The 12,479-nt window shown below is 35.1% G+C and carries 19 protein-coding genes and 2 pseudogenes; 19 read left to right on the forward strand and 2 right to left on the reverse strand.

What is annotated here, in order from left to right:
- Positions 1–354 precede the first annotated feature (354 nt).
- From O0550_RS23775 to O0550_RS23860, 18 genes and pseudogenes are all read left to right on the forward strand, one after another.
- Positions 355–966 (forward strand): hypothetical protein, encoded by a 612-nt coding sequence (locus tag O0550_RS23775; protein ID WP_258427393.1) that lies wholly within the window; start codon positions 355–357, stop codon positions 964–966.
- A gap of 164 nt (positions 967–1,130) precedes the next feature.
- Positions 1,131–1,304, forward strand: a complete 174-nt coding sequence (locus O0550_RS23780; protein ID WP_258427394.1) for a hypothetical protein — start codon at positions 1,131–1,133, stop codon at positions 1,302–1,304.
- A gap of 157 nt (positions 1,305–1,461) precedes the next feature.
- Entirely contained in the window at positions 1,462–1,803 is a 342-nt protein-coding gene (locus O0550_RS23785; RefSeq protein WP_258427395.1) for a hypothetical protein, read from the forward strand.
- 4 nt (positions 1,804–1,807) lie between these two features.
- Positions 1,808–2,707 carry a hypothetical protein gene (locus O0550_RS23790; RefSeq protein WP_258427396.1) on the forward strand — a complete coding sequence of 300 codons (900 nt, stop codon included), beginning with the start codon at positions 1,808–1,810 and terminating at the stop codon, positions 2,705–2,707.
- Positions 2,708–2,888: 181 nt separating this feature from the next.
- A complete protein-coding gene (locus O0550_RS23795) occupies positions 2,889–3,590 on the forward strand; it encodes a hypothetical protein (protein ID WP_258427397.1) in 702 nt (233 codons plus the stop codon).
- A gap of 357 nt (positions 3,591–3,947) precedes the next feature.
- Positions 3,948–4,078 (forward strand): annotated as a pseudogene (locus O0550_RS23800) (transposase); the annotation flags it as partial.
- A gap of 57 nt (positions 4,079–4,135) precedes the next feature.
- Positions 4,136–4,367: pseudogene (locus O0550_RS23805) on the forward strand (IS3 family transposase); the annotation flags it as partial.
- A gap of 172 nt (positions 4,368–4,539) precedes the next feature.
- On the forward strand, positions 4,540–4,668 hold the full coding sequence (locus tag O0550_RS23810; protein WP_258427398.1) for a hypothetical protein: 129 nt from the start codon (positions 4,540–4,542) through the stop codon (positions 4,666–4,668).
- A gap of 165 nt (positions 4,669–4,833) precedes the next feature.
- Positions 4,834–5,328, forward strand: a complete 495-nt coding sequence (locus tag O0550_RS23815) for a hypothetical protein (RefSeq protein WP_258427399.1) — start codon at positions 4,834–4,836, stop codon at positions 5,326–5,328.
- A gap of 217 nt (positions 5,329–5,545) precedes the next feature.
- On the forward strand, positions 5,546–6,151 hold the full coding sequence (locus O0550_RS23820) for a hypothetical protein (protein WP_258427400.1): 606 nt from the start codon (positions 5,546–5,548) through the stop codon (positions 6,149–6,151).
- Positions 6,152–6,338: 187 nt separating this feature from the next.
- Positions 6,339–6,569: a hypothetical protein gene (locus tag O0550_RS23825; protein ID WP_258427401.1), complete on the forward strand. Its 231-nt coding sequence runs from the start codon at positions 6,339–6,341 to the stop codon at positions 6,567–6,569.
- Positions 6,570–6,668: 99 nt separating this feature from the next.
- Entirely contained in the window at positions 6,669–6,833 is a 165-nt protein-coding gene (locus O0550_RS23830; RefSeq protein WP_258427402.1) for a hypothetical protein, read from the forward strand.
- Positions 6,834–6,980: 147 nt separating this feature from the next.
- Positions 6,981–7,475 carry a hypothetical protein gene (locus tag O0550_RS23835; protein WP_258427403.1) on the forward strand — a complete coding sequence of 165 codons (495 nt, stop codon included), beginning with the start codon at positions 6,981–6,983 and terminating at the stop codon, positions 7,473–7,475.
- Positions 7,476–7,538: 63 nt separating this feature from the next.
- Positions 7,539–7,718 (forward strand): hypothetical protein, encoded by a 180-nt coding sequence (locus O0550_RS23840; protein ID WP_258427404.1) that lies wholly within the window; start codon positions 7,539–7,541, stop codon positions 7,716–7,718.
- A gap of 33 nt (positions 7,719–7,751) precedes the next feature.
- Positions 7,752–7,895 (forward strand): Acb2/Tad1 domain-containing protein, encoded by a 144-nt coding sequence (locus O0550_RS23845; RefSeq protein WP_258427405.1) that lies wholly within the window; start codon positions 7,752–7,754, stop codon positions 7,893–7,895.
- A 370-nt stretch (positions 7,896–8,265) separates the two neighbouring features.
- Positions 8,266–8,616 carry a hypothetical protein gene (locus O0550_RS23850; protein ID WP_258427406.1) on the forward strand — a complete coding sequence of 117 codons (351 nt, stop codon included), beginning with the start codon at positions 8,266–8,268 and terminating at the stop codon, positions 8,614–8,616.
- A gap of 270 nt (positions 8,617–8,886) precedes the next feature.
- Positions 8,887–9,039 (forward strand): hypothetical protein, encoded by a 153-nt coding sequence (locus tag O0550_RS23855; protein WP_258427407.1) that lies wholly within the window; start codon positions 8,887–8,889, stop codon positions 9,037–9,039.
- Positions 9,040–9,056: 17 nt separating this feature from the next.
- Complete coding sequence (locus O0550_RS23860) at positions 9,057–9,902, forward strand: IS3 family transposase (protein WP_258427408.1); 846 nt, start codon at positions 9,057–9,059, stop codon at positions 9,900–9,902.
- 213 nt (positions 9,903–10,115) lie between these two features.
- Here O0550_RS23860 and O0550_RS23865 read toward each other — a convergent pair whose 3' ends face one another.
- Together O0550_RS23865 and O0550_RS23870 are read right to left on the reverse strand one after the other, a co-directional pair.
- Entirely contained in the window at positions 10,116–10,499 is a 384-nt protein-coding gene (locus O0550_RS23865; protein WP_003343605.1) for a hypothetical protein, read from the reverse strand.
- Positions 10,500–10,523: 24 nt separating this feature from the next.
- A complete protein-coding gene (locus O0550_RS23870) occupies positions 10,524–11,321 on the reverse strand; it encodes a hypothetical protein (RefSeq protein WP_258427409.1) in 798 nt (265 codons plus the stop codon).
- A gap of 647 nt (positions 11,322–11,968) precedes the next feature.
- Here O0550_RS23870 and O0550_RS23875 point away from each other — a divergent pair.
- Positions 11,969–12,274 carry a hypothetical protein gene (locus O0550_RS23875; protein ID WP_258427410.1) on the forward strand — a complete coding sequence of 102 codons (306 nt, stop codon included), beginning with the start codon at positions 11,969–11,971 and terminating at the stop codon, positions 12,272–12,274.
- Positions 12,275–12,479 lie beyond the last annotated feature (205 nt).

Raw genomic sequence — 12,479 nt, forward strand, 5'->3', positions numbered from 1 at the left:
AAAACCATACATCCATATTGAAAAGGTTGATGAAGCAATAAACGATGGTATTGTGAAATGTCTTCAGTTATTAGGGATTGGATCACATGTAGAATATGTAAAGGTAATTTTGCCAAATAGGGATCAAAAAATAAAAGCAACTTCGAATAAATAGATTCAACATGTCACGTTCAAATCACTAACTTTAAAACCAGTAAATTAAAAACGTCTCATTCCAGGTATATCAAGGAATGAGACGTTTTTACGCGAATGTTACTCAATACATTCAATATGAATGCATTTCATAACACTTAATTCTTAACAACAATTTCCATTAGCGATATACTATATAAAATAATGTAGGAGGTGTAGAATATGGGGTTCTTTAGTGAAGTGCATATTGTTTCATCATATATGGATGAACTCAATAGCTTAGAAGAATATATCGAAAATGTAGAATTATTCATAGAATCAAGATCGGAGGATTTGGAACCAGTTACCACAGAGGGATATTTTCACTGGAATATTAAATTCCCAACGATTTTACGGGCAACCGTGTTCCTTTCCTGCTATGCTTATTTTGAACATCAACTAGTAACAATGTGTAAAGATTTTGAGAGGCAAGAAGATATTCTAGTCAAATATAATGATTTAACTGGTCAAGGAATTGAAAAAGCTGCAAAGTATCTTAAAAAGGTATGCAATATCGAATTTCCCGATCAAAGTCCTGAATGGAATAGAATTAAGAAGTATAATCTAATCCGTAACTGTTTTGCACATAATTTAGGAATTCTAGAAGGAATGAAAAATGAAAATAAAATTATAGAAGCTCTATCATCCTTTGATTCGGTTGATTATGATTCATTTCATTTTATTACAATATCATCTGGGGATTTTTGCAAAGAAACTATCGCTGACATAAGGAATTTTCTTAACCAATTACGAAAACAAGCTAGCCACTTAGGAAATCAAACGGACAGTTTTTAATTACCTTACTTTTTTACATAGAGGTAACCCATCTAGTTCCAGTTGAACGTCTTTAACGTATGGATTCGAAGAACGACATAAAAAAACGACATCCCGATGTTTAGGTGTAATGGTTTTATCTTGTTCGCTCCATATACCTTACAAAAGGGGTTGGAGCATTGGGAATGAATTTTTTCTGGAGAATATCACACATTGTTGATGTTCACTCATTGGTATCACTACGTGACGAGCTTGTTAGAGAAGCAGCACACCAGAACTTGACCTGGAGTGAAAGAATGGAGATATACAATAAACTCCTTATCATTAACGAACGAATCAAGCAATTAGAAAGTGAATAGGCGAAACGACAGAGCCGACCGTCAACGGTCGGCTAATTTTATGAGCAAGTGTTCTAGGCATCCTCATTCTATTGCTTAATCAGTAGATGAATTGGGTAACAGTATTGTTGTAGTAGAAAAACATTTGATAAGATGGAAATAAAAGGAGGGAGAGAGTATGTCCTCAATGAGCAGCGATGATAAAAAACTACGTAGGAGTAAGGGGCAAAAAAGTTCCAAAACTTGGTCAAAAAAACGGTTCAAGATTGATTACGATAAAAAGGACAATAACAGTGACGATCCTTATTACAAAATAACTGCAGCAAACGAGGAAGTCATCAATGTTGGTAATGAAATTACTGCTTCAATGACTATTGAGGAGCGTAAATTTCTCAGCAGTAAGTCTGGAACTTTACATTTCAAGCGCTTGCTGGCATTAGGGTCAGTTAGATATAAAGGTAAATCCAAGCCTGTTGGGGTAGTATTAGTTTCGCGAAGATATCAGTGTTCCAGTAATTGATGTTTTGAAGAACAAAGAAACTGGTATCGATGTTGAAAAAGATATTTCAATTAGAGAAGTAAAAGCAGGAAAGGAATTTTATCTAACCTATTACGAATTTATGTTCTTAATAATAAGAGATGAATATGCTGGCTTTTTGGAAGCAAACAATGATCCTAATGGTGCATATTTCTCACCAAAATTAGTTGCATTTATGGATGGTGAGAGGGAAGATGTCAAACTTCCAACCCCAACAATAAACTTTGCAAAAGGTGAAGGTTCTATCAAAGCCCTAATGGTAGACATTGATGAACAAAGTCCTGATGGAAAGTGGGTGATCAAGCAAGGATTTGAGAGGTTTGCTCCATTAGTTCCTAATGGGAAGCGGAGAAATCGCCCGAGTAAAAAGGACAGTGAAAGTAGAGGTACCAATACTTATTCAGTACCTACACGGATAACAATTGCACTTCAGGAAGAATTAGGGTTATCAGGGGTTTCAGTAAATTATAGATCAACGAGTGAAGAGGAATTGCTAAAAAGAGGGGACAGAATTATTGATTCAATAGACAAGAATCAAAGGAAGAAATTGGGCAATAAGTCTGGTACTTTGCATTTTGTTCATTCGTTAGGTTACCCAAATAAATGCGGTTTTTCAAGAGAGATTGGTGTAACTTTAAAATCTGATGAAGATATTCAAGTCCCTGTAATCGACATTAAAAAGGATGATGAAACAGGTATTGATCTTGCAAACGATATAACCTATCGAACAGTACCAGTTGGAGAGCAATTTGATATTTCTCTTTATGAGCTCATGTATCTAATCATTCAGGATGAGTATGCAGGATATTTTGGGGTAGACGGCAATGAAAGAGGAGCAGTTTTGTTACCAAAGTTAACACGATTCCTTAACGGTGAGAAGAAATAGCCAATCCCATATGTTCAGTTTGAAAAAAATGATAATTTCATATTTAATACGGTAGATATTTCAAAATCGACCGAATCAGGTGATATAGAAGTCAAACCAGAATATGTAGCGAAGTTCGGAGAATTATCTAATAAGGGGTTGTAGGAACCCACTATTTGAATTCTGATAGGAGTGAGAGAATTTGAAGATGCATGACTTAGAAGACTTTTTTAAGAGTTTTCTCGATAGGACAGTCTTTCAAGGGAGAGAGATTGTAAACCAGTTTGATGGACTTGATGATCTGGTATTATACTACAAACGCAAAATTGATACCGCAGATAACAATATGGCGTACATGATGCTTGGTCATGAACTATTTGAAAAGAGGGTTGATTTTTCACATTGCAAAGGTGGCTACACCCTAATTTGGGATATAAATAGAGCCAAGGTAGCGATTGATCATGTATTTTGGCAGGGGATTGGGCAAATATTCGAAGGGACTGCAGAAGAATTATATCCATTTACCAAAAGAACGGATATTCAGAAGGGTCGATTGGAATACGCCTATACCAATAACATGCCGGTTATTGTTGTTGATTTTTTTCTTACTGGAGACCAGATTGTTATTGATGGGAACCATCGGGTAGTAGCTAGGTATGAGAAAGATCCGAAAAGCAAAGTAAAAGCAATTGGGGTAGCAGGTTTCTTTCAATTAAACTTTATGCCGAACGATTTGTTCCGCAAGCTGTATGCAGTTCACCAAAATCTCCACTCAATTTCGAATTATATGCTCGGAGCAATTTCGAAGGAAGAACTATACACGGATGGTTGGTTGCTTCAAGGAACCACTGATTTAGAATGGATGAATAATTACTTTCATCAGCAAGACGGGAAACGATTTTAAAATCCATCGAAGTCATCCGAAAGTGTCTTTCATTCGCAGCCCATTCATTCGCGTCCATAATCTCATGAAGAACGGCAGTTAAGAGTCCGAAGGTCGACTTCTATACTGCGGTTCTTTTTTATTCCCCTAAATCCGAGGTATCGTTCAACACCTGCATCCCAGTTTCCGTTATTTCGCTTCAACTTGGGTGGTATAATAATCCAAGAACATGTAATGAATCAGAAAAGAAAAGATTAATTAATATATTGAATAACATTTTTTGAAAACTGGAGTTAGTATAGTTTCATGGACACCTCTTAGTTAAGTTCTTACAATGAACTTATAGGAGATCAGTACGGATGAACAAAATAGTACAAACAAAAATACAATGAAGATTTTAAAGAACAATTGTAGAGCTTTATCATTCTGGTCACAAGGTAAAGGATTTATCTAGCGAATATGGCATATTAGAAGTAACCATTTATAAATGGGTGAAAGAATTTACTCCTTTTGGAGAAGGAGTTTTCTCAGAATATGACAGTAAGGTTAGTTTTACATGCGTTAGAAAATGCATACGTCACTCAAAAACCCGGAAGGGAAAATCTGCTGATAACGCCCCGATTGAATCGTTCACGCCTGCCTCAAGTCGGAAACGTTCATCCTTGAAGGATTAATCTGTACAACGACGGCAATCGTTGAACAGACCGTTCGAGAATATATCTCTTATTATAAACTCAATTCATTCAAACAAAACTAAACAACCAGTCACCGGTTGAATTCCGACGACTAGCTACTTAAACGTGTAAAGTGTTTTGATCCCTGTCCTACAAACGGGGGTCAGTCCCTCGGATAACCTTGGGGCTTTTTCCAATGTCTACTTTAAGGGGTGCACTTCACTCTTGATGAGTGGCTTTTTTGTCATGCAAATGCCACCTATAAGTAGAAGGGTAATACGATGGGAGGTACTGAATTGAAAAGTGTTTCTTTAAGTGATAAAGAAATTGAATTAATCATTAGCGCTCTTGATTATCAAAACTACGAATTTGCAACTTATGAGGATGATTCAGGTCATTACGATCTTAAATTAAAGCTAGAGTAAGACTTAAACAAACACAGTAGCTACCTATATCCATCAAATGTTGTAGATTGATGCATGAAAGATATAAAAATTAAAATATATTAAAAAATATCAATATATTGAAAAATATTGTAAAAAAGTATATATTTGGTATGTTTGCATATAAAATACTTGGAGGTGCTTTAATTGAAAAAAGTAATTTTTAGTCTTTTAACATTAGCTCTAGTTACAAGTATTTCCTCATCCGCATTGGCTACAGAAAAAATTGGAGCAACAGAAGTAGCAGAAGCGACAGAAGTAAATACGTTGGCAGCGATATTCTATGATCGTGAACCAAATGATGACCCGGAACAAGCCAATCCATATATGATAGGTGGGCAAATAAACGGGGAATTGACGGATAAGGTTAGAGATAGAGATGACTGGTATACATTTACCCCTACGCGCTCGGGTAAAGTTAGTTTAGTCTTTGCTTATAGTAAAGGTTTTAAGAATATTCTTAAATTACGTGTATCTACATGGAACAGACCGAAAACGCCTATAGTTCAAACAGAAATCCCAGGAGAGGTTTTACAATTTGATGTTGAAGTAGGAAAAAAATATTATATAAATGTATATCCTTATGTTAGAAACTCGGATTTAAGACATGATTACAATGTATACACAGAGTATATAAAATAAACTCAATAAACGAATAGAGCTACTCGATAACCGGGTAGCTTTTTTTATGCCTAGTATACAGGGAGTGAGTTCATAACTAACTCACTCCCTGTATGGTGGGCTTTTTTGCTACCAAAATATAATAAAGGGCGTGAAGTAATGGCAATTGCAAGTTCATTAGTCAGAGACCTTTTGGTACACACTGGTTTTTTTGGAAGGACACGATGGCTTTTCTACTGTGACTGGTAATTTTGATAGACAAGGACTGTCTTTTGGGATTCTTCAGTTTAACTTTGGCCAAGCAACTCTACAGCCTGTGCTTAAAAATTATAATAGATATCATGAATCAGAGTTTACATCTATTTTTGGGAAAGAAAAGGCAACCATACTCAAGAAAGTAGTTTTTGAATATAGAAAAGAGGATCAAGTCAGGTGGGGAACGAGTATCTCCTTACGGGGTGGAGGAGTAGTACCCGAGTGGAAAATTCCTTTTCAGGACATGGGTAGAAGTCGAAACAATCAAAAGTATCAAGAGGATGCTGGTATGCAGTATGTTGATCGTGCAGAAGATTATTGCAAAAGGTTCGGTATCATTACAACTCAAGGTCTAGCTTTTATTTTCGATCATATGGTTCAGACCTACAGGTTTGTAGATGAGCGGTCTATATTCGCTAAAATAAGGGAACTAGAAGACGAATATCTTAAGTCTCATGATCGGGAACGCTTACCAGACCAAGATCGTTTAAGTGTCATTTTGGACTATATTTCAGAGAGTGCTAATCAAAAGTTACGCCGTGGCTTAATTAAAGAGGGTTATGGTAATTATCTAGGAAAGACATTATGATATTTCCGATTTTGGTTATGGTTCATTGTCTTATTACTCATATTTCTAATGAAAAAGAGGGGCCATATTTGCCCCTCTAAAATTTTATGAGTTTTCACGTATGATTATGTTTAAATCAGGAGTCTGTTGTTTCAAGGGGATTGTCTTATATTTTTTTTAACGTAGAAGTACGGTAGCAATACTAACTATGGCGGTTCCAGCATTAGCTCAAGGTAATGTAGTGTCTTCCGTTCAACCTAATAAATACTGCAAAGAATGTAATGCTGTCGGTTTTAAGTATCCTAAGAAAGATTATTCTGAAAGTGATTTTGTAGGTACTTATATCACGTATAGTGGCGAGCAATACAAATTTTCGCATATTGATAAGCAGTATACTACAGATACTCATTGGTATACGGTTTGGGTAAAAGAAGAATAAGATATGTTTGAATATTTATCGGATACCAAAGCTACTCACTTATTACTGAGTAGCTTTTTTTGTCATGCAAAAGCCACCTATATGTAGAAGGGTAAAACGATGGGAGGTGCTGAATTGAAAAGTGTTTCTTTAAGCGATAAAGAAATTGAATTAATCATTAGCTCTCTTGATTATCAAAACTACGAATTTGCAACTTATGAGGATGATTCAGGTCATTACGATCTTAAATTAAAGCTAGAGCAAAGACTTAATCAAACACAGTAGCTACCTAAATCCATCAAATGTTGTAGATTGATGCATGAAAGATACGAAAATTAAAGTATATCAAAAAATATCAATACATTGCAAAATGTTGTAAAAAAATATATATTTGGTATATATTTACATATAAAATACTTGGAGGTGCTTTAATTGAAAAAAGTAATTTTTAGTCTTTTAACATTAGCTCTAGTTACAAGTATTTCCTCATCCGCATTGGCTACAGAGAAAATTGAAGCAACAGAAATTGCAGAAGCAACAGAAGTAAATACGTTGGCAGCGATATTCTATGATCGCGAACCAAATGATACCATGGAACAAGCCAATTCATATATGATCGGTGGTCAAATAAACGGGGAAGTACCTGAGGATGATGATCATGATTGGTATACATTTACCCCTACGCGCTCGGGTAAAGTTAGTTTAGTCTTTGCTTATAGTAAAGGGTATAGAAATATTATTGATGTAGAAGTGTATGAAGAGAGAAAAGGGAAACGCCCAAGTAAGATAGCATCTACAAATGATCCAGGAGAGGTTTTACAATTTGAGGTTGAAGCAGGGAAAAAATACTATATATGTGTCGATTCTAGGGCAATAAACACGGATATTAGACAAGATTACAATGTATACACAGAGTATATAAATTAAACTCAAATAGGAATAGAGCTACTCGATAACCGGGTGGCTTTTTTTCATGAAGGGGTGATTAATGTGGCGCATATAACTGTGGATACAGGTGCTGATGTTAACGGAGTCATAAAAGCAATTGGAGATGAACTGAAAAAGGAAATTAATAAGTTCGAAAGTGAATTTGAAGAAACGCAGGAACGGATGAATCGAGTTAGAGAGAAAATGGATAACTGGGAACCTAGACTAATTCGCAAACGTTAATATCTCTAAATTTATTCTGTAGGAGGAATTACCTTGAATCAACAAATCGAAAATACCTTTATGTATCATTCTCCAAAAGAAGGGCAGCCAGAGAAATATACAGCGTTACGTGAGAAAGCAAAACAGTTGGCCTATTTGATTGAGGAATTATGTCCTAATAGTCGTGAGAAATCCTAGCCATGACTAATTTAGAGCAGTCTATCATGTGGGCGAACGCTTCTATAGCAAGAAATGACGTTTGTACAAGCAAAAGGAATACCGTAACAGTATCGCCGACTTTCAATATAACAACTGCTCAATGTGTAGATGCTCCCAAACGTTGGATCAGATAAGAGATGAAATTACCAAGTCTCTTGAAGTGAATGGAAGGAAAATTTAAGGTGAATTAGAATAGAATAACTGATTCAAAACTATTTAACATTTATATAATTATTTGATTAAATAATAAATTGTTGCTATTTCATTATGATATTATTTACTAGAAAAAGATTCTATTTCATTATAAAAATGTAATTTATTTACAAATAAAAGTATGAGGTGATTTAGAGTGAAGAAATCTTTAGTATCATTATCTACTTTTGCAGTTCTTACTGTAGCTTTAGCTGTTCCTACCTTTGCAGCTACTGATGTTAACACTGTAAAGGAAACAAACTCTCAAGTCTTATTGATTAAACCTGCTGTTGATGCAGTTAAAGGAGGACCTCCAGTTCGGTTATATTCAGATTCAAAAAATGTTTTTTATACATCAGAAACTAGAGGGTATCATGTGTATTCAAGAGGTGAAGCACCTAATTTGACGTGGTATCTACAAGTAGATCCAGATGCCCCTAACACTGGATGGATAACAGAACGTTATCCAAATGGTGTAAAAAGAGAACACAAAGTGAATGCTTACTAATATAAAAGAACCATTTAAATAAAAAATATTATATAAACACCCCGATTCACTCTGAAGTGCACCCCTTAAAGTAGACATTGGAAAAAGCCCCAAGGTTATCCGATGACTTTAGGGGGTGTATTTTTTAATGGCGGTTAAAGGACAAAAATTTAAAAGTTATCCAGAATCATTGAAAATGGAAGCTATTCGTTTACACATTGAGGAAAAGTGGACGTATAAACAATTGTAGAGCATTTGGAAATTCAGGACAAAGATCGCATAAAAAAGTGGATGAGAAAGAACAGACAACAGGGTGAGTTTGGACTTCTAGATCGACGCGGACGTCGTGAGGCCTATATTGATCAGGATAGATATGTCCAAAAACTGAAGCGCGAGAATGAAATCCTAAAAAAGTGTTTGGAAATCTGGATGCGGGAGGTGTAAGGAAGAAGTATCGGATTGTGGAGATTTTGTCTACAATATATCCAATTACTCAGGTTTGTAAGGTGTTAGGAGTTTCGAGAAGTGGCTATTACAAATACCTCTCTACTAGAAACTTGTATAGGGATAAATTGATGAAAAAACGGATCAGAACGATCTATGAACAAAGAAAAGGAATATATGGATATCGCCGAATTCAGGCCGAACTGTTACGCCAATTTGGTTGTAGGGTTAATCATAAGAAAGTATTACGCATCATGCAAAATCTGGGACTCAAATCCATCATTCGCCGTAAACGTTCCTATATGACTGTCCATCAAGCAAAGGTATCGGATGGACGTATTGCAGATAATTTACTCAAACGTGATTTTACCGCTCAAGAGCCTAATCAAAAATGGGTAACTGACGTTACCCATTATCGCATCGGTGAAGAACGTATCTACCTTTCTGCAATCAAAGATTTATGTACGCATGAGATTATCGCTTATCATATCAGTACTCGAAATGACAATGAGCTTGTTCTAGAGACTTTTAGGAAAGCATTCGAAATGCAAAAAGACGTGACTGGTTTGATCGTTCACAGCGACCAAGGTTCCCAGTACACGTCCCATGCATACCACTACATGCTGCCTACGGTTGGCGCCCAAATCAGCATGTCCCGACGGGGCAATTGCCTAGACAATGCCTCGATAGAAAGCTTCTTTTCTCATTTGAAAACTGAAGCCCTATATCCCTATGATATACGAGATCTTCAAGATGCTCAAAGGAGAATTGAAAATTACATTTATTTTTACAACGAAGAACGTCTTCAACTGAAGTTAAATAAACTGACGCCTAGTGAATTTAGGCGTCAGTTAGCGGCCTAACGGCCGGGGGTTTTCTTACTGTCTACTAAACGGGGCCTTGACCAGTGTAGGAGGGGGTATCTTATTATCTACTGTATTCTTGAACTTCAAAGCTTTCAATATGACTGTAGCTAATGAAGTCTTTTCTAGAATTGAAAGGTCCGATGTTGTATTTCTTATTAACGATTGGGATTTTCCACTGTTACTTAAAGGGGTGCATTTCATAATATCAATTTAAAAATCAAAAAATCCTTCATCATACAAATGGTCAGAATCAGGGGATACATCTTCAATTTTAGTAAATAAACTTTCGAATTTATCCTCTGTGATTAACTGATCGATAATGGATGTAATCGTCTCGGCTTTGATATTGTCGACTATCACCATATCGCTTGACCAGAAATATAGTCCACTCATATTTTCACCGCATTCTTTATTATGTTGTCTTATACTTTCAATGTTTTTATAAGTAAAGAATGAGGCAACATATCTTGTTCGATTCGGGAAGGTTACGATGACATCTGTATTTTCGTCGTAAGGATCAAACTCTCCTTCACCAATTTCTGATCTAATCCAAATGTTTTTTTTCTGATGTTTCTTTAATTGATTCATCTTCATCTATAGAACCCCTTTTACAAATATTTAATTATAAAGCTTTCTCAATCGATCAATTACCGTTTGCTGATTATGTTTATCTGATTTCCCTAAAATCTCAAAAGTATCTCCTTTCATTCTATAATATACTCTTGCTCCTTCCTCTCCTCTAAGTTCATGTACATTTCCAAATAAAGGTCTTGAACCTTTATTTGGGTTTAGGCCTCTTAGGTATTTTTCGACCAAGTTATTAGCTTCCCTTTGAATAATAGGGCTTTTCATAGCTTTTTCAGTCTCTTTTAAGATAACTCTATCTTCATCGATCCTAGATTTCACAAAATATTTACCAATCTTCTGTCGTCCTTTGAGGACATCATTTGCAAGATCGATTACATCATCACCGTATTTTTTCAGTAGGTCATACGTTTTTTTACCGACCTTTGCTCCCTTACCTGCAGGGAATAGAGAGAGAATTGCGAATCCTTTCTCTGCATCACTAGCTTTTGGATCAAAAATTGTTTTTACATCATCTAAAATTAAGAAGTCCAGTCCTGCTTTGGCAGCGTCTAATAAAAAGTTACCAGCATCAACTAGCCATCTCTTACTAGAATCAATCCAATCAGAGGCTGTATCTTTTAAATCATCCCACCATGAATTAGAACTAGCTGAAGCGCTAGCTAGATATAATTGTTTACCTTCTTTAGATATTTGTATCCTATCGTTTTGAATATTACCCTGCAGATGATCATTGTTACGTTGCTCTTGTTGATTTCTCAAAGCCATTACTTCTCTTGAACTGTTCATATTTTGCCTGTAAGAATTTGAAGCACTAGAAACTGATACCATGGTCATCCTCCCAATATTTTCTGAAATAATAGTGGATATACAAATATACCCAAATAATATATCGGAAGATTACATGGGAATTTTTAGCATTAAACGAAAAAATATATCCTTTAGTAAAAAAATGTATATATAAAAAGATGATAGATTACTAAATTCTTGGATTCACTTTTACCGTAATACGCAGAGATGTTACGTCAGTATCACGAAGATAAGAAACTGAACGAGTATCTGTGGTCACCTGTAAGAAGAACTTACATTCCCCCAAATCAAAATAGAAAAATAAGGTGGATGTAGAATTTAAATTAGTAAAAGGATAATCAATATTTAATTACAGGGAATTGAACACCACTAACTTATTAAAACTGCCATGTTATTGGGATAGTGTATTGTGTTGTTTTACTATAAGTTAATGGGTATAAATCTAACGCCCGAATCCAAAATAAAGGCGTTTATCATTTGAGTTTTTTCTATCAACCTTTGACCTTTCAAATCTCAATAAAATATTAGATGGTAACGATGAATTCTTTACATTATAATAAGATTACTACCTTTGTTTTTAATTGCTACTTTTGTAAGCGGACCAGCAATCTACGGGTTACTCCTTTGTGGAGCTACGAAAAAAAGTGATTAATTTTCGGGGGTAATGTATGGATATGAAATGGGTATATATTCCAGATGCGGTCGGTGAAGTTCCTGATAATTGTTTAGGTATTGTACTAGACCAGCGTTCTTATACTTTACAAGTTGGCTGTTTCCTTAAAAATGACTTTAAGGTTATCGTTATTGAAAAAGAATTTGCTAAAGAATATGATCCAAAGTGTGAATTAGAGGATCTTCAGTGTCTTATGCTTCAAGCCACATTTCTAGGGGATTACGAATGGTATAAAGAACTGTTAGTTAGATACAATTTATTAGTCCACTTATTAGATAAAGGTAAAATACTATTAAATTAACTATTACTTTTAGTTTTTTATTAATTGAAATATACTAGAAACATGATATTTTAGTTTAATTCAATGCCGCTTGTATGCAGCTTATTCCAGAATAACAAAGCTCTATGTGAGCCATGAAACCAGCAATAGGTTTATGGTTAGCATAGGGCTTTTTTTATTTTTTGACCATAAATAAGGAGATGAAACTATGAAAATTTGTGAGCTT

This window comes from Brevibacillus halotolerans, from assembly GCF_026891775.1.
Classification (GTDB): Bacteria; Bacillota; Bacilli; order Brevibacillales; family Brevibacillaceae; genus Brevibacillus_B; species Brevibacillus_B halotolerans.

What these genes read in the sequence shown, in the direction of transcription:
- O0550_RS23775 (WP_258427393.1), top strand. Translation starts at nt 355, where the DNA reads ATGGGGTTCTTTAGTGAAGTGCATATTGTTTCATCATATATGGATGAA.
- O0550_RS23865 (WP_003343605.1), bottom strand. Translation starts at nt 10,499, where the DNA reads ATGAAGATGAATCAATTAAAGAAACATCAGAAAAAAAACATTTGGATT.
- O0550_RS23870 (WP_258427409.1), bottom strand. Translation starts at nt 11,321, where the DNA reads ATGGTATCAGTTTCTAGTGCTTCAAATTCTTACAGGCAAAATATGAAC.
- O0550_RS23855 (WP_258427407.1), top strand. Translation starts at nt 8,887, where the DNA reads ATGAGAAAGAACAGACAACAGGGTGAGTTTGGACTTCTAGATCGACGC.
- O0550_RS23830 (WP_258427402.1), top strand. Translation starts at nt 6,669, where the DNA reads ATGGGAGGTGCTGAATTGAAAAGTGTTTCTTTAAGCGATAAAGAAATT.
- O0550_RS23785 (WP_258427395.1), top strand. Translation starts at nt 1,462, where the DNA reads ATGTCCTCAATGAGCAGCGATGATAAAAAACTACGTAGGAGTAAGGGG.
- O0550_RS23875 (WP_258427410.1), top strand. Translation starts at nt 11,969, where the DNA reads ATGGATATGAAATGGGTATATATTCCAGATGCGGTCGGTGAAGTTCCT.
- O0550_RS23825 (WP_258427401.1), top strand. Translation starts at nt 6,339, where the DNA reads ATGGCGGTTCCAGCATTAGCTCAAGGTAATGTAGTGTCTTCCGTTCAA.
- O0550_RS23780 (WP_258427394.1), top strand. Translation starts at nt 1,131, where the DNA reads ATGAATTTTTTCTGGAGAATATCACACATTGTTGATGTTCACTCATTG.